Below are 24209 nucleotides of genomic sequence, written 5' to 3'. Positions count from 1 at the left end.
CGCATCCCCGCACCTGTATCTGGCGCGCACGGGCACCGGTGCGTGTCATGACGCCACATACTCTCCACAACCGAGTTAAACCATTTGCGTTCTTCGAACATATGTTCGAAAATTGAAGAGTGTCTTCATCCGCAGCTACTCTCACCGAACCGGGGCCTGATCTGGCCCAGGTGAGTGATCTGCAGGCCCGAATCCGGCAGATGCAGGCGACGAAACTCGAGACCAGAAACCTGCAGACCCACCCCGCTATCGCGAGTCTTCTCCCGGGTGGTGCATTGCGTGCGGGAGCTGCCTACTCGGTGCAGGGTTCCACGACGCTACTGATGGCATTGCTGGCGGGGCCATCGACAGCCGGTGCGTGGTGTGGTGTCGTCGGAATGCCCGACTTCGGCGCAGAAGCCGCCGGCCGGTTCGGCATCGATCTGGAACGGCTGGTGCTCGTCCCCCACCCCGGCGATCAGTGGCTCACGGTTACAGCCGCTGTGGTCGACGTGCTGACCGTGGTAGTCGTCGCGCCACCAGAGCGGGCCAAAGACGGCGACATCGCTCGGCTCAGCGCACGACTCCGGCAACGTGATGCGACCCTGATCGTGGTCGGCGACTGGCCCCAGGCTGAGGCAAAGCTCAGCATCACGAACAGCGGGTGGCAGGGGCTCGGCACCGGCAACGGGTACCTCTCATCACGTCAGGTCACCGTCATAGCGACAGCCCGGGGCGGTATGGGTGCTTCACGCAGTGCACGACTCTGGTTGCCAGACCCTGGTGAGCACTTCCGGTCCACGGAAGGCGAGACGCGAACAGAGCCGCGACAGATGCAGTCATACCCACAGGGGCAACCCGGTCCTCAGTCGCTGTCATCGGTGACGCTCGAAGCGGTGGGCTGACGTGCCGACCGTAACGAGGGCGATCGTGCTGTGGTGCCCGGACTGGCCGGTCACAGCCACAATGCACGCCCAGGAGATCACAGACGACACCCCTGTCGCCCTGGTGGAACGCAACCTCGTCTTCGCCTGCTCGACAGCAGCACGAGCAGAAGGGGTCAAACGCGGTCTGCGGGTCCGGGAGGCCCAGGCACGATGTACCCAGCTGCAGGTGTTCCCCTACGACCCCGTTCTCGACGCACGAGCCTTCGAACCCGTCCTGGCGTCGATCGAAGAGATCATGCCGGGTGTGCAACTGGTGCGTCCGGGAACGTGCGTGCTGCGTGCGAGAGGCCCCAGCCGCTACTACGGCACCGAAGAACTCGCAGCGACAGAGATCCTTCGCTGCCTCGAAGGACTCACCATCACCGGTGCCCGAGTGGGCATCGCCGACGGGCCGTTCGCTGCCGAACAGGCGGCCAGGAGCACGGGGGGCGAGGCCATCCGCATCATCCCAGCGGGACAGTCGCCGAACTTCCTGGCACCGCTTCCGGTCTCGCTACTCCCCCAGACGGAGCTCACAGCATTGTTCCGGCGACTCGGCATCCACACACTGGGTGACCTCGCCGCCCTCGACACCACCGATGTGCGCGAACGGTTCGGAGAGCCGGGAGCACGCAGCCACCTACTGGCGAGCGGACTGGACAGCGCGGGGGTGGTGCCGCGCACTCCCCCGAAACAACTCGACCGCACGATCGAATTCGAACCACCCCTCGACCGCATCGACCAGGTCACCTTCGCGTTCCGTGCGACAGCCGATACGTTCATCGCGGGCCTCACGAAGGCGGGGCTGGTGTGCACGTCCATCCGCATTGAAGTGACCGCAGAATCCGGCCAGGTCAGCGAACGCACATGGCTGCACCCACGCCTGTTCAGCGTGACCGACGTGGTCGACCGGGTGCGCTGGCAACTGCAAGGAAGCGGAGCGATCGACAGCGGACTGGGGTCGCCCATCGTCCGGGTACGGGTGACTCCAGAAAGTGTCGACGACATCGGCCACCACGAAGAGGGGTTATGGGGAGGCGGTGCCGATGAACGGATCCACCATGGTCTGTCCCGGGTGCAGAGCATGCTCGGCCATGATGCTGTGCTCACCGCCACGATCGGTGGAGGCCGCGTCCTGGCTGAACGCCAGCAGCTGGTTCCATGGGGTGACCGGGCGACCGGAGCGGCCGGTGCGAAACAGCCGTGGCCGGGAAGCCTGCCGGCCCCGGCACCGGCGACGGTGTTCGAGGCTCGCCGCACGGTAGGGGTTTTCTCCTCTGGCGGGGAGCCGATACGTGTCGACGATCGCGGCACGGTCACGGCGCAGGTGGCACTGTTCTCGGCCACAGGATCCATCCGTGACGCACGCGAAGTCAGCGCGTGGGCGGGGCCGTGGCCCATCCTCGAACGGTGGTGGGATGCGCGCCAGCACCGCAGCATCCAGCGGTTCCAGATAGTCGACGCAGACGGTACCGCCTGGCTGCTCATGCTCGACGGCGAGGAATGGTCGGCGGAGGCCCGCTATGACTGAGAAAGGCACGACTGACACCACTACGCACCGGCACGGGGGTGGCTGATGGGCTGGAACAACCCACCGATCCCGTGGGCGGAATTCGAACGGCGCCTGTCCGATACACGCCGCACCGGCGGACCACCGCACGACGGTGACGGAGACGGCGGCGACAGCCCGGCCTGGTCGCGCAAACGTGAGCCCTACCGACCACCGGAACTGCCGGACAACCCACCGGATGAGGATCATGTGCCGTACGCGGAACTCCACGCGCACTCCAACTTCAGTTTTCTCGACGGCGCGAGTTCGCCAGAAGAACTGCTCGAAGAAGCCACGCGACTGCGACTCCACGGGTTGGCACTGACCGACCACGACGGGTTATACGGCATCGTGCACCTGGCCGAAGCGGCCGAAGGATACAACCGGGTGAAGACGGTATTCGGGGCAGAACTGTCACTCGACCTGAGCAAACCGCAAAACGGTGAAGCAGACCCGGAAGGAAGCCATCTGGTCGTGCTCGCCAGACGAGAAGCGGGATACCACCGCCTCGCCGGAGCGCTGACGGCAGGACAGCTGGCCGGGGCTGAGAAAGGTCGCCCGGTTTACGACCTCGACGATCTGGCCGACCGGGCGGCCGGAGACTGGATGGTACTGACCGGCTGCCGCAAAGGGACAGTACGGCAGGCGCTCGCGGGTGGCATGCCGTGGGCGGGAGCCGAAAGCCGGAAGGCCCGAAGCCGCGGGACCGGGAGTCGCGGTGACGCCGTGCTCGGGGGCGGTGTCCGCAGCCCGGCACCGGATGCGGCAGCAGCAGAGCGCGAAGTGATGCAGCTCGTGGAACGGTTCGGACACGACAACGTACTCGTGGAACTATTCGACCAGGGCAATCCGCTCGACAGCACGGACAACGATGCACTGGCGAAGATAGCGGCCAGACACGGACTGGCGGTGGTGGCGACCAACAACGTCCACTATGCGACACCGGCCCAATACCCTCTCGCGTCGGCACTGGCATCGGTGCGTGCGCACAGAAGCCTCGACGAGATGGACGGCTGGCTGCCCGCATCCGATGGCGCACACCTGCGCAGCGGACGCGAAATGGCGACACGATTCTCCCGCTACCCGGGAGCGGTCGACCGCACGGTCGACATCGCAGACGACCTGTCATTCCGGCTGCGCAGCGCACGCCCGAAACTCCCGAAACAGGACGTACCAGACGGTCATACGCCGATGAGCTGGCTGCGCGAGCTGACCTGGCAGGGTGCGGCACGAAAATACCCCGACCTCGAATCGTCCAAACACAGCGCGAAACGGGAACGGATCCAGCGCGAACTCGACGTGATCGAAGCGAAAGACTTCCCCGGCTACTTCCTGATCGTGTATGACATCGTGAAATACGCCCGCGCACAGGGCATCCTCTGCCAGGGCCGGGGGTCTGCCGCGAACTCGGCGGTCTGTTACCTGCTCGACATCACCGCGGTCGATTCGATCAAATACAATCTGCCGTTCGAACGGTTCCTCTCGAGCATGCGCGAAGAAGAACCTGACATCGACGTGGACTTCGACTCGGATCGCCGTGAAGAAGTCATCCAGTATGTCTACCGCCGCTACGGACGCCTCAACGCGGCGCAGGTGGCCAACGTGATCACGTACCGCCCCAAGAACGCGGTCCGCGACATGGCGAAAGCGCTCGGCTACAGCCCAGGGCAGCAGGATGGCTGGTCCAAGCAGATCGACTCGTGGGGTTCGGTACAGACCAGCGTCGACCACGACATCCCCGACAATGTGGTCGAACTCGCACAGCAGGTGCTGAAGTTCCCGCGTCACCTGGGCATCCACTCCGGCGGTATGGTGCTCACCGATCGGCCCGTCGGCGAAGTGTGCCCCATCGAACACGCCCGCATGGAAAACCGCACGGTACTGCAGTGGGACAAAGACGACTGCGCATGGATGGGACTGGTCAAGTTCGACCTGCTCGGGCTCGGGATGCTCAGCGCACTCGACTACTCGATGAAGACGATCGCGACCGCGCTCGGAGAACAGTGGACGCTCGACACGATCCCGAAAGAGGAGCAGGGCGTCTACGACATGCTGTGCCGCGCAGACTCGATCGGGGTGTTCCAGGTCGAAAGTCGGGCCCAGATCGGCACACTCCCCCGACTGCAGCCCCGCGAGTTCTACGACCTGGTCATCGAGATCGCACTGATCCGACCCGGACCGATCCAGGGCGGCGCCGTGCACCCGTACATCCGACGCAAGCTCGGCACGGAGAAGGTGACCTACCTGCATCCGGCGCTCGAACCGGTCCTCGAACGCACCCTGGGAGTCCCACTGTTCCAGGAACAGCTGATGCAGATGGCGGTGGCAGTCGGCGACTGCACGGCAGAAGACGCCGACCTGCTGCGCCGGGCGATGGGATCCAAACGCGGCCAGGAGAAGATCGGCACGCTGCGCGAGAAACTCTACGACGGCATGGCCAACAACGGCATCGCCGGAGCAGACGCGGATGCGATCTACGGCAAGATCGAGGCGTTCGCGAACTTCGGTTTCGCCGAAAGCCACGCGATCAGTTTCGCCCTGCTCGTGTACGTGAGCTCGTGGATGAAACTGCACTATCCGGGAGCGTTCCTCGCCGCACTGCTCCGGGCGCAGCCGATGGGGTTCTACTCGCCGAGGACACTGACGGCGGACGCGCGCAGGCACGGTGTCGAAGTGATGCGTCCCGACATCCTGCAATCGGATGTGTTCCCGGTACTCGAACCGATCCCGACAGTGAACGGGGCCGCACTCACCGCATCCACCACGGGTTCCGACACTTGCCTCGATCACGACCAGCCCCCGATCGATCCGTTCGATCGCACGGTGCAGCTCGACTACAGCGCACACCGCCGTGACGCAGGATTCGCGGTCCGGCTGGGACTAGCGGGAGTCACGTCGATCGGCGAAAGGCTCGCCGAACGGATCGTGACCGAACGGACCACCGGCGGCGCCTACCGCGACCTCGGCGATGTGGTGCGCCGGGTCGGCCTGAACGTGGCCCAGCTGGAAGCACTCGCGACCGCCGGCGCATTCGACACGCTGGGGCTCAGCCGGCGACAGGCGATCTGGGAGGCCGGCAACGCAGCCCAGGAAAAACCCGACTACCTCAACGGAACGACGATCACGGTGCAGCCTCCCCTGTTGCCGATGCTCACTCCGCCGGAACAGCTGGCATCCGACCTGTGGGCGACAGGAATCTCGACCGACGACCATCCCATCCGATTCCTGAGACCCCAGCTGAGCGATCGGGGGGTGTACCGGGCCGAACAGCTGATGGGAGCGGAAACCGGCCGACGCATCGAAGTGGGCGGCGTGGTCACCCACCGCCAACGTCCGGCGACGGCAGGCGGGGTGACCTTCCTCAACCTGGAAGACGAGACAGGACTCGTCAATGTGGTGTGCCCGGTGGGGGTCTGGAACCGCTACCGGCGCGTAGCGCGCGAAGCGCCCGCCATGATCATCCGAGGGATGCTCGAACGGTCAGAAGAGGGTGTGGTGAACGTGATCGCGGATCGGCTGGAAAGCCTCACCACCGGGATACGGACGAACTCCCGCGACTTTCGCTAACAGGCAAGCCGGCAGCGTCACACGACCCCGGTGGTGCCGAGCAGCGAACCGATGAGGAACGTCGCGACCAGGGCCAGCGCGCCACCGATGACGACACGCAACATCGCCCGGCCCCGGGAGCTTCCGCCGATGTAGGCGGCGACATAACCGGTGATCGCAAGTGCGATCAGCACCACCACGAACGTCACGATGATACGGATCGAAGGCGGCAGGAACAGGATCGACAACAACGGGAGGATCCCGCCGATCGTGAACGCGACAGCGGATGCGATTGCAGCATGCCACGGACTGACCACGTCGTCCTGGTCGATATTCAATTCCGCCGAAAGGTGCGCCGCAAGCACGTCGTGCTGGGTCAGCTCGTGAGCGACCTGTCGTGCGGTCGCAGGTGTAAGGCCTTTCGCTTCGTAGAGCCCGGCGAGTTCCTCGAACTCCTCCTCCGGCATTTCGGCGAGTTCGCGTTTCTCCTTCTCGATGAGGGCATGCTCGCTGTCGCGCTGGCTGCTCACCGAGACATACTCGCCGAGAGCCATCGAGATGGCACCACCGACGAGCCCGGCGAGACCGGCCGTGAGGATGGGCGCGATGGCACTGGTCGCACCGGCGACACCGACGACGATCGCGGCGACCGAAACGATGCCGTCGTTTGCGCCGAGCACACCGGCACGCAACCAGTTGAGTCGTTGCGCGAGGCCCTCCCGGTGCGGTTCGTCCTCGTGGATCCCGTTCTCTGCAGTCATGACGAAAGCCTAAGACGTGGCAGGGAGATCCACGGACTCAGGATCCGAGACGGCGTCGAAGGAAGTCGATACGTGCCTGAAGCTGGGTCACGCTGGCCTGCGCGACCGCCGGTCCCCCGCACACCCGGCGCAGCTCCGCGTGCACGAGCCCGTGCGCCTCACCCGTGTTCTTCGCATAGAGCCCGACGAGACTGTTGAGCAGGCTCCGCTGCTCCTTGAGGTTGCGGTAGAGCGGCGCAGGCGGGTGCGCCGCATTCTCGGCGCTTACTCCCTGCTGGGGCCGCGACGAGCCACGTCGCGCCTGGCGCGCCTGCCGCTGGGTCAGGAGTTCGTGCACCTGATCGGGTTCGAGGATGCCCGGCAGCCCGATGAAGTCGTGTTCTTCGTCGCTCCCGGGCACCGCGTAGCTGCCGAACTCCGCGCCGTCGTACAGCACCCGGTCGAAGTTCGCCTCAGAGGCGAGCGCTTCGAACGCGAAGAGATCCTCGAGCCGGTCGGACGCTTTGTCGTCGCGGTTGGCTTCGGCGACCATGGCGTCTTCGGGGTTGTAGAGGTCCCCCTCCTCGTCGCCGGTGCGGATGCGGTCGAGTGCGTGGTCGCGCTCGAGTTCGAGCTGCGCGGCGAGGCTCATGAGCATCGGCACGTTCGGCAGAAACACCGAAGCGGTCTCGCCTCGGCGCCGGGCGCGCACGAAGCGCCCGATCGCCTGTGCGAAGAACAGAGGCGTGGATGCGCTGGTCGCGTACACACCCACGGACAGCCGTGGCACGTCGACGCCTTCAGAGACCATGCGCACGGCGACCATCCACCGCGAGGTCCCTTTCGAGAACTCTTCGATGCGGTCGCTGGCCTCTTTCTCATCGGAGAGGACGACGGTGACCGGTTCACCGGTGAGCTGGCGCAGGATGTCGGCATATGCACGCGCGGTGTAGTGGTCGGTGGCGATGACGAGGCCGCCGGCATCCGGGATCGAGTTGCGTACCTCTGTGAGCCGGCGGTTGGCGGCACTCAGTACCGCGGGTATCCATTCGCCTTTCGGGTCGAGCGCCGTACGCCACGCCTGCGAGGTGATGTCTTTCGTGTTGCCTTCGCCGAGGCGCGCCTCCATTTCGTCGCCCGCTTTGGTGCGCCAGCGCATGTGGCCCGCATAGATCATGAAGATGACCGGGCGCACGACGCCGTCTTCGAGGGCACGGCCGTAGCCGTAGTTGTAGTCGGTCTGCGAGGTGCGGATGCCGTGCCGGTCGGGCAGGTACGTCACGAACGGGATAGGCGCGGTGTCAGACCGGAACGGTGTTCCCGTGAGTGCGAGCCGCCGGGTCGCGGTCTCGAAGGCTTCGCGGATGCCGTCGCCCCAACTGAGGGCGTCTCCCCCGTGATGAACTTCGTCGAGGATGACGAGCGTGCGGTACGCGTCGGTGATGTCACGGTGCAGGCTCGGCCGCATGGCGACCTGGGCGTAGGTGACCGCGACGCCCTTGTAGTGCCGGCCGTAACGGCCGTCAGCGTTCCTGAAGGTCGGGTCGAGGCGGATGCCCACCCGCTCGGCCGCTTCGGCCCACTGCCGCTTGAGGTGCTCGGTGGGTGCGACGACAGTAACGCGTTCGATGACACGCCGCGCAAGGAGTTCCGTCGCGAGCCGGAGGGCGAAAGTGGTCTTGCCTGCACCGGGTGTTGCGGCCGCGAGGAAGTCACGCGGCTGGTGCACGAAGTAGGCGTCGAGCGCTTCCGCCTGCCAGGCACGGAGCTTGCTCGCCGTTCCCCACGCCGCGCGCTCGGGGAAGGACGGCGACAGGTGTTCCGCCGCGAAGGTACCGACATGCGCACCCTGGCGTTCGGGTGTCGGGGGCGAGGTCGGTGTATCCACTTGGAACCAATTTACCGGCTCCCACCGACAGCTTCGGCCGGGTGTGCGGCCCGGGCTCTCAGACCGACGGCTGCGGGATGATCGGGTCAGCCGTCTCGAGCGACGTGACTGTCGCGTCGATTCCCGCATCTTTCAGGGCGTTCGTCACTGCGACGACGACGTTGGACGTTACGACCTCCCACGCCGAAGGATCGTGCCAGAAGTCGACGCCGAGCGTCATCCGGTCGCTCGCCGACTGCGTCGCCCGCACCTGCACGGGCCGGTCGCGCAGACCTTCGGCGGATGCGGCGGCCTGCGCGACGAGAGCCGACAGGGTCGAGAACGTCTCGGTCGTCAGCATCCGCACCTGGATGCTCGTGCGCAGGTCGCCCCGTTCGCTGAGGTTGACGAGAGGATTGTCGACCACCGTGGAGTTCGGGATGTGCACACTGCGGCCGTCGATGGTGTGGACAATCACGGAGCGCGCGGTGAGGTCCTGGACGGTTCCGACGTAGCCCTGGATCTCCACCCACTGGCCGACATCGATCGGGCGCCGCGACTGCAGCACGATCGCGGCTCCCCAGTTGCCGGCGATGTCGCGCAGCGCAAGGGCGGCGATCAGTCCGACGATGATGATGCTGACGATCAGGGGCTGCAGATTCGCACCGAGGAACGCGAGGGCGACCCCGACGCCGAGCAGGACGAGGATGTATTTCACGACCCGGGCGAGCAGGGCGACGAGCGCACTGCTCACGTTCGGCCACTTTCGTCCGACGGCGAGTACGGCACGCTTGGCGAGGGATCCGAAGACGAACCCGGCAATCAGTGCGAGGACCGCGAGGAGGAGGTCCCAGCCCGAGAGGTCCGCGCTTTCGAAGAAGGCCGCGATCTTGTCCATGACGGCAGTAAAGCAGCACGTGCCCGCCGTACGCCGTCGGCACGCTGGTCGCCGCGTGCAGTGCGGCACTATGCTCGCACCACCGGCGCGATCGGGAGGTCGATTGGTGAGCGACGACGTCATGTCTGGGCAGCCACGGCCCCGCCTGATTCTGCCCGGCCTCACGGTGCACAACCTGAGCCGGGAGCTGCTCGCCGGTGTCACCCTGCTGGCGATAGCCCTTCCGGTCAACATCGGCTACGCGCAGATCGCCGGCCTGCCCGCGACCGCTGGGCTGTACGCACTCATCGTGCCGGCCGTGGTCTGGGCACTGTTCGCTTCGTCGCGGCAGCTCGTCGCCTCCCCCGACGCCGCAGCGTCCGCCCTCGTCGCGTCGAGCCTGGGCGGCCTCGCTGTGGCCGGTGGCAAGGATTACGCGACGCTCGCCCTGGCGCAGGCGATCATCGGCGGCGTCATGTTCTTCGCCTGTGCGGTCTTCAGGCTCGGTTTCCTGGCCAATTTCCTGTCCAAGCCGATCCTGACTGGATTCGTCGGGGGTCTCGCCCTCGACATCCTCCTCGACCAGGTCGCCAAGATGCTGGGCGTGAAGATCGCATCGGGTGAAGACTTCCTCGTCAAGCTGGGGCAACTCATCACGCGACTTCCGACCCTCAACGGATGGTCGGTCCTGATCTCGGCGGGCTCCATTGCGATCATCCTCGTCGGCCGCAGGCTGCTCGGCCGTGTTCCCTGGGCCCTGGTCGCCCTGGGGCTCGCGACACTGGCGACCACAGCCTTCGGGCTCGAGGCAGCCGGAGTCGCCGTGCTCGGCAGGGTACAGGCCGGGGCGCCGAGGCTGACCTGGCCGGTGCTCGACTGGGGCACCTGGGCGGCGCTCATTCCGAGCGCGGCAGCCCTGACCATCGTCGCCATGGGCGAGGGCCTGCTCGTCTCCCGCGCGTACGGGGCGAAGCGCGGCTACCGGGTGAACCTCAATCGCGACCTGTTCGCTTTCGGTGCGGCGAACGTCGCTGCAGGGGCCTCGGGCGCTTTCACGATGGGGTCGTCGACCTCGCGGACTGCGGCGATGGACCAGGCCGGCTCCCGAACCCAGGTGCCCGCCCTGGTCACGGCGGCCGCGACGCTTCTCCTCGTCGTCTTCGGCACGGGGGTGCTCGAGCACATCCCTTCCCCCGCGATCGGCGCGATCATCACCGTGGCCGTCGTGCCCCTCCTCGGCTTCCGCGAGATGGCTGCTCTCTGGCGCGTACGCAAATTCGAGTTCGCGGTGGCAGCCGTCTGTTTCCTGTCCTCGCTCCTGATCGGCCCGATCCAGGGCATCCTGATCGCTTTCGTCCTCGCGCTCGTGAATCTGGCGAAACGCGCCGCCGATCCTGCCGTCGATGTGCTGAACGCCCAGGGAGCAGCTCCGGGAGCGATCCTCCCTGTGCAGTCGAATGGATTCGTGTCGGCGCCGGGGATCGTCGTCATCCGCTTTGCCGCGCAGGTGTTCTTCGCCAACGCGTCTGCGTTCAAGGATGCCGTCCAAACGGCAGTACTGGCCGCCGCCCCCACGGAGCTTCGCCACGTCGTGATCGACTGCGAAGCCATCACGGACATCGATGTCACCGGCGCCGAGAGTGTTGCGGCTACGAAACAATGGGTGCGCGATCGCGGTCTCACCTTCGGATACTGCCGGGTCCGACCAGACCTTGCGCGCATCCTCGCCGATTTCGCGCTTGATGCAGGAACGACGACCTATGGCACGACCCGGGATGCGATCGCCCGGCTGACCGCGCTGGACGCTGCTGTGGATCCGGATGCGAACACCGCCCCGGACGGCACAGCTCAGGCCTAGCCCCGAACGCGTGCAGAATGGAAGCATGGCCGAACCGCAGCATCCCTGGTCCCGCTACGTCGCACTGGGCGACTCGTTCACCGAAGGCATCGGTGACCCGGAGCCCGGCAGCCCCGGCGGTCATCGCGGCTGGGCCGACCGCGTCGCCGAAGTACTGAGCAGCCAGACCGACGATTTCGCCTACGCGAACCTGGCGGTGCGCGGCAAGCTGATCAAGCAGATCCTCGACGAGCAGGTGGAAGCGGCACTGGCCCTCCACCCGGATCTGGTGACGATCTCTGCGGGCGGCAACGACGTCATCCGCCCGGGCACTGACCCCGACCAGATCGCCGCATTGTTCGATGCGGCCGTCTCACGCCTGACTGCGGAGGGAGCGACGGTCGTCGTGTTCACGGGCGTTGATGTCGGCTTCTCGACCGTGTTCCGTGGTATCCGCGGCAAGGTAGCGATCTACAACGAGAACGTGCGCGCCATCGCGGCGCGGTACGACTGCATCGTCGCCGACCAATGGTCGCTCTCCGAAATCCAGGATGCGCGGATGTGGGCTCCCGACCGCCTGCACCTCGCTCCTCTCGGCCACCACACGGTGGCGCGGATGGTGCTGGCCGCACTCAACGTCGAGAACGACCTGCAACCGATGGCACCCGAGCCGCTGCCGGTCCGGACGTGGCGGCAGGCGCGCGGCGAAGACCTCTCGTGGGCTCGCGAATACCTGGTGCCTTGGGTGGTCCGTCGCATCCGACACCAGTCGTCCGGCGACCACGTGCTGCCGAAACGTCCGGAGGCGGCGCCGTTCGCGTACCCGGGTTACCCGGGCGACTAGCCACAGCGGCGGCACGACTGCCTCGAAGATCAGGCTCCGAGACCGCCCGGGTGCGCCATCCGCCACCAGAAGCCGGGATCGGGCAGCTTCGACTTGAGTGCGAGCTGCGCCGTCTCTGTCTTGCCGTTGAGGGTGAACTGTACTTCGCCGACGACGTCGCCTGCGTTGCCGACCTGCACCGGGCGGGTCTGGATCGACACGGTGACCGGTGTGTCCGACCACACGAGGAACATCTTGGTAGAGCTCGCTACGAGCTGTGATTTCGCACCCCACACTGTCGTATAGGTTCCGAAGACTTGTCCTTCGGTTGCCACGTCGACCTCGTGGAAGCCGTTCTGCATGCTCACGAGAAGCGACTTCACGGCCGCCCACAGGTCGTCGTGTGTCGGTGCGCCCACGACGACACCGAGCACCCGGACCCTGCTGGTGCCGACAGCGACATCGGCCGAGAACATCAGGCAGTTGCCGGCCTGGTCGGTGTTTCCGGTCTTGATGCCGTCGATACCGTCTACGCCGAGCAGCACATTGGTGTTCTGCTGCGTTCCGGCACCGGGAAGCGTCGCCTCTTTGGTCGCGACGATCGACGGGAGAACCGGGTCGGCGAGCACCAGCTTGCCGATGGCGACGAGGTCTTTGGTGGTGCTGCGGCTGCCGGGGTCGAGCCCGCTCGCGTCGACCACATGCGTGCCGGTGAGGTTGTGGGAGGCGATCCAGGATTTCGCGGCCGCGAGATAGGCATTCACGCTTCCGTATGCCCAGTTCGCCAGCGAGATCGCGTAGTTGTTGGCCGATGGGAGCAGCATCGCTTCGAGTGCCTGCTTCTCGCTCATCGACGTGCCCGCCACGACCGGCGCCCACGATCCGCCCTGGGCGATGACGTCATTCCACACCGTGACGTCGGCCGTCGTGAACCTGATGCTGGGCCCGTCGTCGCCCGCCTTGAGTGGTTTCTTCGCGAGTATCACCAAAGCCGTGATCGTCTTGGTCATGCTGGCGATCGGAAGGCTCGCGTTGGTTCCGTGGAACTCAGATACGCCCGGGTAGTCGAGTGCAGTGATCGCGCTGGCGCCGAACCCGGGCCACGACAGCTGGGCGGTGGGCTGGGCGATGGACGTCTCATGTTCGGTGACGGCCGCGGTCGCGGGCATCGGCGCGACGAGCGAGCCCGTCACGTACATCACACCGACCAGGAACAGGCCGACGATGCCGAACACGACGATGCGCCGCCTGCGGTACGTGCGACGCTTCGTCGTCTCACGTGTCTCACGGCGGGGCTGGTCTGGCACGCGTTAGATCATAATGCGAGCTTCCAGTGGATGCCCTGAAAGGCCTCCGAGCGTCGCAAGACCGCCCCGAATCCCGCGTGACGGGACCGCTGGTCACGCCGGGCGGTCGAGATGCGGGCGTGTCCCCCGTGGTGACCGCTGCAGCGATTTGCTGAAGAAGACCCTTCGGTAACCGTCTTCGGTCGCCCGATGCGTCTCGCGATAGCCGTGACGCGGGTAGTAGGCGAGGTTCTCCGTCATGGCTTCGTTCGTGTACAGGCGGATCTCATCCCGATCCGCTTCGATCGCGTCGAGCTCGGCTCGTTCGAGGAGGCACGCACCGATTCCGCGCCCCTGTTCGGCGGGGCTGACGGCGACGATCTCAACGAGGAGGCAGCCCGGTTCGGGCCGCGTCACGAGAAAGCCGACCGGTCGGCCACCGTCTTCTGCGAGCCAGACGCGTGTCGCGTCGACGAGCTGCGCGTAATCGGTCAGCATCGGCGCGGGTTCCCGCCCGATCCGGGGAACGTACTTCCCGTACGCGGCGCGAGCGATGAGCGTCAGCGCCTCGGCGTCCGCGGCCCCGGCACGTCGGAGCGAGACCCGGTCGTCCATTCCCCGAGCGTATCCGAGGGCGCGCAGTTCAGGAGCATGGCGTTCGACTTGCACGAAAGTCCTGATGAGCGGGTTGGAATCAATGCTCCACAGTGCGGCTCACATCGAGTAGGTTGTGGACAAGGGGGTACCTCACATGAACACACTGGTAGAAGAGTTCGAGCGGGTACAGCGTCGCCGGAGGCGGTTCGGGCTACTCGTAGGCCTGGCGATCGTGACTGGAATTGGCGCGTGGCTCACCGGTCCGGTCGGTGTCGTCATGGTGATCTCCGGAAACCCTGTCGGCTGGATCCTCGTCGTCGTCGGTGCCGCGCTCCTTGCAGCGATGATTGTTGCGATCGTCGCCGCGGCGCGAAATCGGGTAGTGCCGCAGAGCCTTCCGGGCGCTGCGAACCCGCATTTCGACGAGCCCGAGCCGTCGCCCGACCCACGCGGAGGTTTCACTTCGCTTCCGTCAGCGTTTGGGCCGCGCTAACTCCCGGCTTGTGTCGCCCAGAGAGCGACGGCAGACGCAGCGGCAACGTTAAGCGAATCGACGCCGCCCCTCATCGGGATCCGGACGGTCAGGTCGGAGTTCGCGACGGTGCGTTTGCTCAACCCATCCCCTTCACTTCCGAGAATCAAGGCGAGGCGATCAGGGAGATCGGCGGCGAGCTCGTCGAGGCCGATCGAGCTATCACTGAGAGCCAGCGCCGCAGTGACGAAGCCGTGCTCCCTCAGAACTGACAGACCATCGGGCCACGGATCAATTCGCGTCCACGGCACCTGGAAGATCGTACCCATCGATACCCGAACACTTCGGCGGTACAACGGGTCGGCGCATCGCGGCGTTACCAGAATTGCATCCGCCCCGAGTGCTGCGCAATTTCGCACGATTGCGCCGACGTTCGTGTGGTCGACGATGTCTTCGAGCACGACGACCCTCGTCGCCGACCGGAGCAGGTCGCGCGGGTCGGGAAGCTCCGGTCGATGCATCGCGGCAAGCGCACCGCGGTGCAGGTGGTAGCCCGTGAGGCGTTCGAGCAGCGGGCTGTCGCCCACGAACACGGGAACGTCGGGAAACCCTGCCAGGAGCGGCTCCACGTCGGGCAGCCACTGCTCTTGGAGGAGCACTGAGCGCGGGCGGTGACCGGCGGCGATCGCGCGGGTGATCACTTTCGTCGATTCGGCGATGTAGAGACCGCCTGCCGGCTCGCTGACACGCCTCAATGCGACATCGGTGAGCCGGGAGTAGTCGTCGAGTGCGGGGTCGCTGAGGTCGCTGATGCGCGTGATGAGCACGTTCGTGCCGCCTTCCTGAGTCCGTCGCGCTCCTAGATTGCCAGTTGCCGGAAACAAACCGGAAAACTGGTGTGTTTACACTCAGGAAGTACGGTGCGTTTCGGCGCATCCGGATGCGGAGGGTGGGATGACTGCACTGGTGACCGAAACGGACGCCCAGGTGGAGCGCGACCTCGACCGTGCCGCCGAACTCTTATCCTCGCGGCGGTTCGCTGTGCTGACCGGCGCGGGCGTCAGCACAGACTCCGGCATCCCCGACTACCGGGGCGAAGGCGCGCCGCAGCGCACGCCGATGACGTTCCAGCAGTTCCTCGGAAGCGACACCCACCGCAAGCGCTACTGGGCCGGAAGCCACCTTGGCTATCGACGCTTCCGTGCGGCCGAGCCGAACGACGGCCACCGTGCGCTGGCGCTGCTCGAAGCGGGTGGCGCACTGACCGGTGTCATCACCCAGAACGTCGACGGGCTTCACACTCGTGCTGGATCGCGCAAAGTCGTCGACCTGCACGGTGCGATGGACCGGGTGCTCTGCCTGAACTGCGGCCAGGTCTTCGCGCGCGAAAGCGTCGCGTCGCGCATCGAAGAAGCGAACCCCTGGCTCGACCAGCCGGAGGCGGTGGAGATCGCCCCGGACGGCGACGCGATCGTCACAGACATCGACGCATTCGTCGTGCCGGACTGCACGGTCTGCGGTGGCCGGCTGAAGCCCGACGTCGTCTTCTTCGGCGAGTTCATCCCGGCCGAGAAGTACCGCGAGGCGAGTGCGCTCGTGCAGCGCTCGGACGCGCTGCTCATCGCCGGTTCGTCCCTGGTGGTCAATTCGGGCATCCGACTGCTCGAGCAGGCCAGGCGCAGGCGCATCCCCATCGTGATCGTGAACCGCGGAGTCACCAAGGGCGACACGCGAGCCACGGTTAAGCTGGACGCAGGGACGACGGAGACGCTCGTTGAGCTCTCCGCCCGGCTCACCGCCTGATCGCGCACCCCCGGGGTGCGATCTCCCCGCGCACGCGGCGGCGGATGACGCCGGCCGGCCGTCCCGGGAAAGGGATGTGCGTGACCAGACTGTCTCTCGTGCGCCACGGCCAGACCGACTGGAACCTGGCCAAACGCATCCAGGGCTCGACCGACGTGCCGTTGAATGCGACCGGGCGCGCGCAGGCGGAGGCGACGGGTCGCGCACTCGCCGCCGGCGCGTGGGATGCGATCTACACGAGTCCGCTCAGCCGCGCCAGCGAGACGGCCGACATCATCGCCGCACGCGTCGATCTCGGCGACCCGACACCCCTCGCCGGGATAGCCGAACGACGCTACGGCGAGGCGGAAGGGCTGACAGGCGCCGAGATCCTCGCCCGGTGGCCCGAAGGGATGCCGGTGCCAGGCCGCGAAAGCCGCGAAGCCGTCGTCGAGCGCGCGCTGCCCGCCCTGGTCGAGCTCGCCGAACGCCACGACGGTCAATCGCTCATCGTCGTGAGCCATGGCGGAGTGATCGGGTCGCTCGTGCGCCATGTCACCGATCACGCGCTCCCCGGACCCGGAGAGGTCATTCCCAACGGGTCTGTCCACACGTTCATCTACCGCGATGGACGGCTCGAACTCGACCGGTTCAACGTCGGCCTCGAAGAGCGCGACCTGTTCACCGCGTCGGTGCTGTAGCGCGGCTCAGCCCACTCCGCTCAGCCGAGGCGGCGCCGTGAGCGTGCCGCAGCGGCCGTCAGCACCGTCAGCAGGTGCTCCGCCGACGCATCCCAGGTGAACCGCGAGGCCTCGCGCTCGGACGCTGCTGATCGTTCCGCCCACACGCCGGGAGCCTCGAGGTCGCGGATGCGCGCGACCAGGTCGTCGGCCGACGTCGGTTCGAAGTAGAGCGCCGACTCTCCCCCGATCTCACGGAAGATCGGGATGTCGCTGACGACGACCGGAGTCCCCAGGGTCATCGACTCCACCAGCGGGATGCCGAAGCCTTCGTCGAGCGATGCGGTCACCAGGGCCGTCGCGTCGCGCAGCGCCTGCGTGTACTCGTCGTCGCTGGCCCCATTGTGGAACACGATGCGGGCGCCCGGTGCGATCGCGCTCAGGCGTTCACGCTCTCGTTCGCCGATCCGGCTCATCAGGTGGAGCTCGTAGCCGGGGAGCTTGGCTACGGCACGCACGAGGGTGTCCACGTTCTTGTACGGCATGAACGAGCCCATGTAGACGAGACTCCGCGACACCGGCGCGGTTCGCACGACGGATGCCGCATGTGCAGCTCCGGGTGCGTCGGCCGCGTTCATGACGACCGAGACCGGCCGGCGGGTCAGATGGTGCTCCGCGATGAGGTTCTTCGTGGTCTGCGAGACGGTGACGACCGCATCCGACCGGTTCAGCAGCATCCGCTGCGGCCACCACGCGAGATGGTACAGGCGCCACAGCAGCCGGATCGGCCAGGCCAGGTCGCGCGGTGGGGTGCGGTTGCGGTAGTAGATGAGGTCGTGCACGGTGAGCACGAGCCGGTAGTCGCGGCCCCACCCGCCCATCGTCTGCATGGGGGTGAAGACGACGTCTGGCGCGAGCTTGTTGACCTGGCGGGCGACGAACGGCTCGTTCGCGCTCGTCGGTGCGCTCACGAGCTCCCACGGCAGATCGGGGAGCATGTCGAGCTGGCGGTGGTCGCTGATCAGCATCGTGACCGGGTGCAGCTTTGCGAGTGCTGTGACCAGTCCGGCGGTGTAGCGGCTGATGCCGTCGTGGCGCCCAATGCGGGTGTAGCGGCAGTCGAAGACGATCTTCATCGCGTGCCGTCCCCCGTCGGCTGGGCCAGGAACGCCGTGATCTGTCCGGCGGCCTCTGCGGGGACCTCGTAGTGGATGAGGTGGCCGACATCCGCGATGACGTGCAGGCGTGCATCCGGGAACAGCGTCACCAGCCGCTGCTGGGCCGCGACAGGAGTGATGTCGTCTTTGTCGGCTGCGATCAGCAGGGTGCGTTCCGGAATGCGCGGCGCGAACTCGCTCACATCGCTGCTCACCGATGCCCGGAACGCCTCGAGCACGACGCGTCGATCGGAGAATGCGCTGAAGTAGCGGTCGTGCTGGTCGTGGATCCAGCGGCGCAGGGCCTTGTCGTCGGTCTTCGCCATCGTCACGCTCATCACGCGCACGATGAGGCCGTTGCGCAGCAGGGCGAAGCCGAGCTTCTCCGGCAGCACCGACGCGAGCCAGTAGTAGAAGACGGCGAGGCGGGTGAGGATGCCGCGAGGGCCTTTCAGGGCGGGCGCGGCGATCGGGTTCACCAGCACGACGTCGTGCGGGTGCAACGCGTCGGGTACATCGCGACCGGCAAGAGCGGCGGAGACGACGATCGACCCGAACGAGTGCCCGAGGATCACGACGCGCCCCTGCAGGTGCAGCGCGGCGACGAAAGCGCGGAGCCAGCGCGCGTACCCGTCGATGTCGTGATGGGCGTCGCGCAGCGGCTCGGATTCGCCGAAGCCCGGGAGGTCAGGCGAGATCAGGCGGAAGCCGCCGAGATGGGCGACGACCGGCTCCAGTCCGTGGTGGTCGCCGCGGAAACCGTGCACGAGCACGATCGACGTGGAGGCGGCCGGATCGCCGTAGTCCCAATACCGGGTGGTACTGCCGAGGACGCGGGCGTCGCGCGCGCGCACGGGAATACGGCCGAGACGGTCGTCGTAGGGCGAGGAAGCGATCATCAGGCTCAAGTTTAGGCAGCGGCACCGCGCACTCCGGACATCCGGAGCCCGCGCACAGGCGCACACTAGACACGGCACCCGTAGTAAGACCTAGACTCGAACGGTTGTAATCGCTTGCAGAATGCCACGGCCCCCGAAAGGAGAAGCGTGAGCTTCACCGCGCCAATCACGTTGCCGGGACTCACTCTCGACCCCCAGTGGTATCGCCGCTCCGTCTTCTACGAAGTGATGATCCGCTCTTTCGTCGACAGCAACGGCGACGGCTCGGGTGACCTCCAGGGCCTCACAGCGAAGCTCGACTACCTGCAGTGGCTGGGCGTCGACGCACTGTGGCTGCCCCCGTTCTTCACGTCGCCCCTGCGGGACGGCGGCTACGACGTGGCGGATTTCCGCACGATCCTGCCCGAATTCGGCACGATCGACGAATTCAAAGACCTTGTCACCAAGGCGCACGAACGCAACATGCGCGTGATCATCGATCTGCCCATGAACCACACGTCGGACCAGCACGAATGGTTCCTCCAGTCGCGCTCCGACCCCGAGGGACCCTACGGCGACTTCTACGTCTGGAACGACACCGATGACAAGTGGCCGGACATCCGCATCATCTTCATCGACACCGAAGACTCCAACTGGGCGTTCGACTCGGAGCGCCGCCAGTTCTATTTCCACCGCTTCTTCTCCCACCAGCCTGACCTGAACTTCGAGAACCCTGCCGTGCACGAGGCGATGTTCGACATTGTGCGGTACTGGCTCGACATGGGTGTCGACGGCTTCAGGCTGGATGCGATCCCCTACCTCTACGAATCCGACGAAGGCAACGGCGAAGGCGAACCGCCGACCCACGAATTCATCAAGAAGCTGCGGTCGATGGTCGACCACGACTACCCAGGACGCATCATGGTGGCAGAGGCCAACCAGTGGCCACGCGAGGTCGCCGCCTTCTTCGGAACGGAAGACGAGCCGGAATGCCACATGGCGTTCGACTTCCCCGTTATGCCGCGCATCTTCTACTCGCTGAGGTCACAGCAGGCGGGCGAGCTCGTGCGGGTGCTGTCCGAGACGACGGACATCCCTCCGGCGGCGGGGTGGGGCGTGTTCCTGCGCAACCACGACGAGCTGACGCTGGAAATGGTCAGCGAGGAGTACCGGCAGGCGATGTACGGCTGGTACGCATACGACCCGCGGATGCGCGCCAACATCGGCATCAGGCGTCGTCTGGCACCGCTACTCGACAATTCGCGCGCCGAGCTGGAGCTCGCGCACGCGCTGCTCTTCTCGCTCCCCGGCAGCCCGTTCCTCTACTACGGCGACGAGATCGGGATGGGCGACAACATCTGGCTGCCCGACCGGGACAGCTCGCGCACGCCCATGCAGTGGACGCCGGACCGCAACGCCGGGTTCTCGACGGCCGATCCTGGCAAGCTCTTCCTGCCGGTGGTGCAGTCGCTCGTGTACCATTACAACCAGATCAACGTCGAAGCTCAGCTCGCCCAGTCGCGCTCACTGCTGCACTGGATTCGCAACGTGATCCACGTGCGCAAAGCGCATCCGGTCTTCGGGCTCGGCTCGATCCGCGTGCTGCAGACCGACCACGAGTCGGTGCTGGCGTTCGTCCGCTCCTATGCGGGCAGCGGTACGCATTTCGGCGACCTGCCGGAGGACGTGCTGTGCGTGTTCAGTTTCGCCCACAACCCGGTCGCGGTCACCCTCGAGGCTCCCGAGTTCGCCGGCTCGCGCTTGTACGACCTGTTCGGCGGGGGCGAGTTCCCGACGGTCGCCGAAGACGGGCGCTTCAGCCTGACTCTCGGCACGCAGAACTTCTACTGGCTGCACATCGAGCCGACCGCGCGCGGCTGATTCGCGCAGCTGCGGCGTGTGTCCGCACGGCAGTGACGGTGGTCTCGCCTAGCCTTGATCCATGAGCAACTGGCACGAAGAACTGGGCGTATTCGATCTCGAGACCACGGGGATCGATGTCGAAACGTCGCGCATCGTGTCGGCTCACGTCGGGCTGTTGAACGCCGAGGGTATCGTCGTTCAGCGCAACGACTGGCTGGTCGACCCTGGCGTCGAGATCCCGGTCGAGGCGACGGCGGTGCACGGCATCACCACGGAGCATGCACGAACCCGCGGTCTCCCCGCCGCCGAGGCCGTCGCTCAGATCGTCTCTGCGCTTCGTACGGTCTTCGAACGCGGCACACCCGTCGTCGCATACAACGCACCATACGATTTCACGTTGCTGAACCGCGAAGCGCTCCGGTACGGCATCCTGCCGCTGAGTGCTCCCGGCCCGATCATCGACCCTCTCGTGATCGACAAGGCCGTCGACAAATACCGCAAAGGCAAGCGCACACTCGAGCTGACAGCGATGTTCTACGGCGTCGACCTGACCGACGCGCACGACGCAGGCGCCGATGCGATCGCCGCGGGCCGGGTCGCTCAGGCCCTCGCCCGGGTTCATACCGAAGAACTCGCCCTCGAGGCCGCCGACTTGCACCTCCGCCAGGTGCAGTGGAGCCTCGAGCAGGCTGAAGACTTCCAAGCCTACATGCGCAAGGAACACAACCCGCTGTTCACGGCATCCGGTACCTGGCCGGTGCGCTGAGGGGCAGCCCTAGTCCTCGGCGGCGCAGCCGGCTTGGCACCCTCGGCAGCTACGCTGCCTCGGCGCCTCGGAAGCATAGCTGCGTCGGCGCTGGCGTCGCGGGAGCGCGGTGCGATCCTTTCAGCTCCCGCGCGCACGAAAAGGCGACCGGCCGTAGCCGATCGCCATGTCGTTGCCAGGTGGTTACTTGCCGAAGCCCTTGTAACGCGAGTTGAACTTCTCGACGCGGCCGGCCGAGTCGAGGATGCGCTGCTTGCCGGTGTAGAACGGGTGCGACTCGGACGAGATTTCGACGTCGATCACCGGGTAGGTGTTGCCGTCTTCCCACTCGATCGTCTTGTCGCTCGTCACCGTGGAACGGGTAAGGAACGTCGCACCCGAGGCCAGGTCGCGGAAAACCACCGGAGCGTACGCGGGGTGAATGTCAGTCTTCATCAGGACTTCCTTGTTACGTAGTGATTAGGGTGTCTTGCCCGCTGCGCTGCACGTGTGTCGCGCGGGGCGAGAAGCATGGTGGCTCGTGGGCCAGCTATCGAGTTTAGCAGATGGTTCAGGAGTCCGCCGCGCCGGACGCACGCGCACTGTAGCGGCCATCCGATTCGGCCAGTTCGATGCCGAGGCCGAACGTGTCGCTCAGCTTCTCGGACGTGATCACGGTGTCGATCGGGCCCTGCGCGACGATGCCGCCCTTGCGGAGCAGGAGTGCGTTGCGGAAGCCGAGCGGGATCTCTTCGACGTGGTGCGTGACCATCACGATGGCCGGCGACCGGGGGTCACTGGCGAAGCCGCCGAGCAGCTGGAGCAGTTCCTCGCGTCCGCCCAGGTCGAGGCTCGCGGCCGGTTCGTCGAGGAGGAGGATCTCAGGGTCGGTCATGACGGCACGCGCGATCTGCACACGTTTCTGCTCGCCGTCGCTGAGCGTGCCGAATGCTCGCTCCGACAAGTGGTCGAGGTTCCACTCGTTGAGCACCCGGTGCGCGCGACGCTCGTCGATCTCTTCGTATTCTTCGTTCCAGCGGCCGGTGACCGCATAGGCAGCCGTCATGACCACGTCGAGCACGGTCTCGTTGCGCGGAATCCGACGTGCCATGGCGCTCGAAGCGAACCCCAGTCGCGGACGCAGCTCAGCGAGGTCGCTCTTGCCGAGCCGCTCCCCCAGCACGTCGGCTTTGCCGCTCGTCGGGTGCAACGCAGCGGCGGCGATCTGCAGCAGCGTCGTCTTGCCGGCGCCGTTCGGACCGAGGATCACCCACCGCTGATCCGGCTCGACGGTCCAGTTCACACTGTCGAGAATCGTATTCTCGTCGCGGACGATGGACACATCTGTGAGCTTGAGAACGCTGGCCATGGTTCTAGCCTACCGGGCGTTCTCAGGCGAGAAGCGACCGGTAGATGTCTCGTGTCTGGTCGGCGATGGAGGTCCAGCTGAACGCTGTTTCGGCGCGCAGCCTGCCCGCGCTTCCCATCAGCGCGGCCCTGTCGCGGTCGCCGACGACCTCGATCAGGGCGGCAGCGAGCTCCGCGACGAATGCGTCCGGATTGGTGGGTGTTCCGGTGCCGTCCTGCAGCTGTTCGATGGGCACGAGGCGGCCGGTCACGCCGTCGATGATGACTTCGGGGATGCCGCCGGTCGCGGTTCCGACGACGGGCAGCCCGCAGGCCATGGCCTCGAGGTTCACGATGCCGAGTGGTTCATAAATCGAGGGGCACACGAACACCGTGGATGCGGTGAGCACCGCACGCAGTTCGGTCTGGCTGAGCAGGCGGTCGATCCACACGACCCCGGCCCGTTCGGCCTGGAGGGCTTCGACGCCGCGTGTCACTTCTGCCATGATCTCCGGGGTGTCCGGCGCGCCGGCGCACAGCACGACCTGGACGTCGACGGGGAGGAGGCGCGCGGCCCTGAGCAGGTACGGCAGGCCCTTCTGCCGGGTGATGCGCCCGACGAAGACCACAGCGGGCTTGTCGGGGTCGACGCCGAGCGACCGCGCGAGGTCGTCGTCTTCGAGAGGCTGCCACCGGTTGAGGTCGATGCCGTTGTAGACGACTTTCACCTTGTCGGGGTCGAGTGCCGGGTAGCTGCGCAGCATGTCTCGCCGCATGCCTTCGCTGACGGCGATGACCGCATCCGCTGATTCGAACGCCGACTTCTCGATCCAGCTCGATACGCGGTATCCGCCGCCGAGCTGCTCGGCCTTCCAGGGCCGGAGCGGTTCGAGACTGTGGGCGGTGATGACGTGCGGGATGCCGTGGAGCAGTGACGCAAGCTGCCCTGCGGCGTTCGCGTACCAGGTGTGCGAGTGCACCAGGTCGGCGCCGCCTGCGTCCTGGGCCATCCGCAGGTCGACGCCAAGCGTCGTGATCGCACCGTTGGCCGCACTGAGCTCGACCGGGACACTGTAGGCGTACGTGTCGGGTTCGTCGCGAGGGGCGCCGAAACACCGCACGACCACATCGGTGTCGACCCGGAGAGCCCGGACCAGCTCGGCGACGTGCACCCCGGCACCCCCGTAGATCTCCGGCGGGTATTCACGGGTGAGCAGATCGACTCGCATGATCTGAACGCTAGTACAGCACGAGGGAT

The 24209-nt window shown here is 66.3% G+C and carries 21 protein-coding genes; 10 read left to right on the top strand and 11 right to left on the bottom strand.

All coding sequences use genetic code 11. From position 1 onward, the window contains the following. Positions 1-119 precede the first annotated feature (119 nt). The 3 genes from ACPPVQ_RS11545 to ACPPVQ_RS11535 all read left to right on the top strand — a co-directional run bounded on the left by ACPPVQ_RS11545 (position 120) and on the right by ACPPVQ_RS11535 (position 6021). Complete coding sequence (locus ACPPVQ_RS11545) at positions 120-884, top strand: hypothetical protein (protein WP_426515239.1); 765 nt, start codon at positions 120-122, stop codon at positions 882-884. A gap of 61 nt (positions 885-945) precedes the next feature. After that, entirely contained in the window at positions 946-2436 is a 1491-nt protein-coding gene (locus ACPPVQ_RS11540; RefSeq protein WP_426521236.1) for a DNA polymerase Y family protein, read from the top strand. Positions 2437-2481: 45 nt separating this feature from the next. Then, positions 2482-6021 (top strand): error-prone DNA polymerase, encoded by a 3540-nt coding sequence (locus ACPPVQ_RS11535; protein ID WP_426515238.1) that lies wholly within the window; start codon positions 2482-2484, stop codon positions 6019-6021. Positions 6022-6038: 17 nt separating this feature from the next. On the opposite strand, the gene ACPPVQ_RS11530 is transcribed toward ACPPVQ_RS11535, so the two are convergent. Genes ACPPVQ_RS11530 through ACPPVQ_RS11520 form a run of 3 tightly spaced genes read right to left on the bottom strand, consistent with a single transcriptional unit; the run spans position 6039 to position 9505 of the window. Further along, a complete protein-coding gene (locus tag ACPPVQ_RS11530) occupies positions 6039-6761 on the bottom strand; it encodes a VIT1/CCC1 transporter family protein (RefSeq protein WP_426515237.1) in 723 nt (240 codons plus the stop codon). A gap of 37 nt (positions 6762-6798) precedes the next feature. Further along, positions 6799-8628 (bottom strand): DEAD/DEAH box helicase, encoded by a 1830-nt coding sequence (locus tag ACPPVQ_RS11525; protein WP_426515236.1) that lies wholly within the window; start codon positions 8626-8628, stop codon positions 6799-6801. A gap of 58 nt (positions 8629-8686) precedes the next feature. After that, a complete protein-coding gene (locus tag ACPPVQ_RS11520; RefSeq protein WP_426515235.1) occupies positions 8687-9505 on the bottom strand; it encodes a mechanosensitive ion channel family protein in 819 nt (272 codons plus the stop codon). A gap of 106 nt (positions 9506-9611) precedes the next feature. Between ACPPVQ_RS11520 and ACPPVQ_RS11515 the strand changes: the two genes are divergently transcribed. After that, entirely contained in the window at positions 9612-11342 is a 1731-nt protein-coding gene (locus ACPPVQ_RS11515; RefSeq protein WP_426515234.1) for a SulP family inorganic anion transporter, read from the top strand. Between the two features lie 25 nt (positions 11343-11367). Beyond that, positions 11368-12165, top strand: coding sequence for an SGNH/GDSL hydrolase family protein (locus tag ACPPVQ_RS11510; RefSeq protein ID WP_426515233.1), 798 nt, complete (start codon positions 11368-11370; stop codon positions 12163-12165). A gap of 29 nt (positions 12166-12194) precedes the next feature. Here ACPPVQ_RS11510 and ACPPVQ_RS11505 read toward each other — a convergent pair whose 3' ends face one another. Continuing rightward, the gene (locus tag ACPPVQ_RS11505) at positions 12195-13451 is read right to left on the bottom strand and encodes a D-alanyl-D-alanine carboxypeptidase family protein (protein ID WP_426515232.1); all 1257 of its coding nucleotides are present in this window, start codon (positions 13449-13451) and stop codon (positions 12195-12197) included. Positions 13452-13544: 93 nt separating this feature from the next. Beyond that, complete coding sequence (locus ACPPVQ_RS11500; protein WP_426515231.1) at positions 13545-14045, bottom strand: GNAT family N-acetyltransferase; 501 nt, start codon at positions 14043-14045, stop codon at positions 13545-13547. Between the two features lie 136 nt (positions 14046-14181). Between ACPPVQ_RS11500 and ACPPVQ_RS11495 the strand changes: the two genes are divergently transcribed. After that, positions 14182-14520 carry a hypothetical protein gene (locus ACPPVQ_RS11495; RefSeq protein WP_426515230.1) on the top strand — a complete coding sequence of 113 codons (339 nt, stop codon included), beginning with the start codon at positions 14182-14184 and terminating at the stop codon, positions 14518-14520. On the opposite strand, the gene ACPPVQ_RS11490 is transcribed toward ACPPVQ_RS11495, so the two are convergent. Next, positions 14517-15326 (bottom strand): TrmH family RNA methyltransferase, encoded by an 810-nt coding sequence (locus tag ACPPVQ_RS11490; RefSeq protein WP_426515229.1) that lies wholly within the window; start codon positions 15324-15326, stop codon positions 14517-14519. The genes ACPPVQ_RS11495 and ACPPVQ_RS11490 overlap by 4 nt on opposite strands. Before the next feature lie 127 nt (positions 15327-15453). Between ACPPVQ_RS11490 and ACPPVQ_RS11485 the strand changes: the two genes are divergently transcribed. Both ACPPVQ_RS11485 and ACPPVQ_RS11480 read left to right on the top strand, forming a co-directional pair. Then, a complete protein-coding gene (locus ACPPVQ_RS11485; RefSeq protein ID WP_426515228.1) occupies positions 15454-16302 on the top strand; it encodes a Sir2 family NAD-dependent protein deacetylase in 849 nt (282 codons plus the stop codon). Positions 16303-16382: 80 nt separating this feature from the next. Beyond that, entirely contained in the window at positions 16383-16982 is a 600-nt protein-coding gene (locus tag ACPPVQ_RS11480) for a histidine phosphatase family protein (RefSeq protein ID WP_426515227.1), read from the top strand. Between the two features lie 20 nt (positions 16983-17002). Here ACPPVQ_RS11480 and ACPPVQ_RS11475 read toward each other — a convergent pair whose 3' ends face one another. Together ACPPVQ_RS11475 and ACPPVQ_RS11470 are read right to left on the bottom strand one after the other, a co-directional pair. Then, positions 17003-18097 carry a glycosyltransferase family 4 protein gene (locus ACPPVQ_RS11475; RefSeq protein ID WP_426515226.1) on the bottom strand — a complete coding sequence of 365 codons (1095 nt, stop codon included), beginning with the start codon at positions 18095-18097 and terminating at the stop codon, positions 17003-17005. Then, complete coding sequence (locus ACPPVQ_RS11470; RefSeq protein WP_426515225.1) at positions 18094-19017, bottom strand: alpha/beta fold hydrolase; 924 nt, start codon at positions 19015-19017, stop codon at positions 18094-18096. The genes ACPPVQ_RS11475 and ACPPVQ_RS11470 overlap by 4 nt, the downstream gene beginning before the upstream one ends. A gap of 147 nt (positions 19018-19164) precedes the next feature. On the opposite strand from ACPPVQ_RS11470, the gene treS reads away from it, so the two are divergent. Continuing rightward, on the top strand, positions 19165-20877 hold the full coding sequence (gene treS / locus ACPPVQ_RS11465) for a maltose alpha-D-glucosyltransferase (protein ID WP_426515224.1): 1713 nt from the start codon (positions 19165-19167) through the stop codon (positions 20875-20877). Between the two features lie 61 nt (positions 20878-20938). Next, positions 20939-21625, top strand: coding sequence for an exonuclease domain-containing protein (locus tag ACPPVQ_RS11460; RefSeq protein WP_426515223.1), 687 nt, complete (start codon positions 20939-20941; stop codon positions 21623-21625). Between the two features lie 183 nt (positions 21626-21808). Here the strand turns inward: ACPPVQ_RS11460 and ACPPVQ_RS11455 are convergent, their stop codons facing one another. The 3 genes from ACPPVQ_RS11455 to glgA form a co-directional block, all read right to left on the bottom strand. Next, entirely contained in the window at positions 21809-22060 is a 252-nt protein-coding gene (locus ACPPVQ_RS11455; protein ID WP_163289633.1) for a type B 50S ribosomal protein L31, read from the bottom strand. A gap of 115 nt (positions 22061-22175) precedes the next feature. After that, complete coding sequence (locus ACPPVQ_RS11450; protein ID WP_426515222.1) at positions 22176-22973, bottom strand: ABC transporter ATP-binding protein; 798 nt, start codon at positions 22971-22973, stop codon at positions 22176-22178. A gap of 22 nt (positions 22974-22995) precedes the next feature. Beyond that, positions 22996-24180, bottom strand: a complete 1185-nt coding sequence (glgA, locus tag ACPPVQ_RS11445; RefSeq protein WP_426515221.1) for a glycogen synthase — start codon at positions 24178-24180, stop codon at positions 22996-22998. Positions 24181-24209 lie beyond the last annotated feature (29 nt).

Origin of the sequence: Leifsonia sp. McL0618, from assembly GCF_049994905.1 — a bacterium.
Classification (GTDB): domain Bacteria; phylum Actinomycetota; class Actinomycetes; order Actinomycetales; family Microbacteriaceae; genus Diaminobutyricibacter.
The sequence above is the reverse complement of the archived record's forward strand: the minus strand, read 5'-3'. Positions and strand labels throughout refer to the sequence as shown.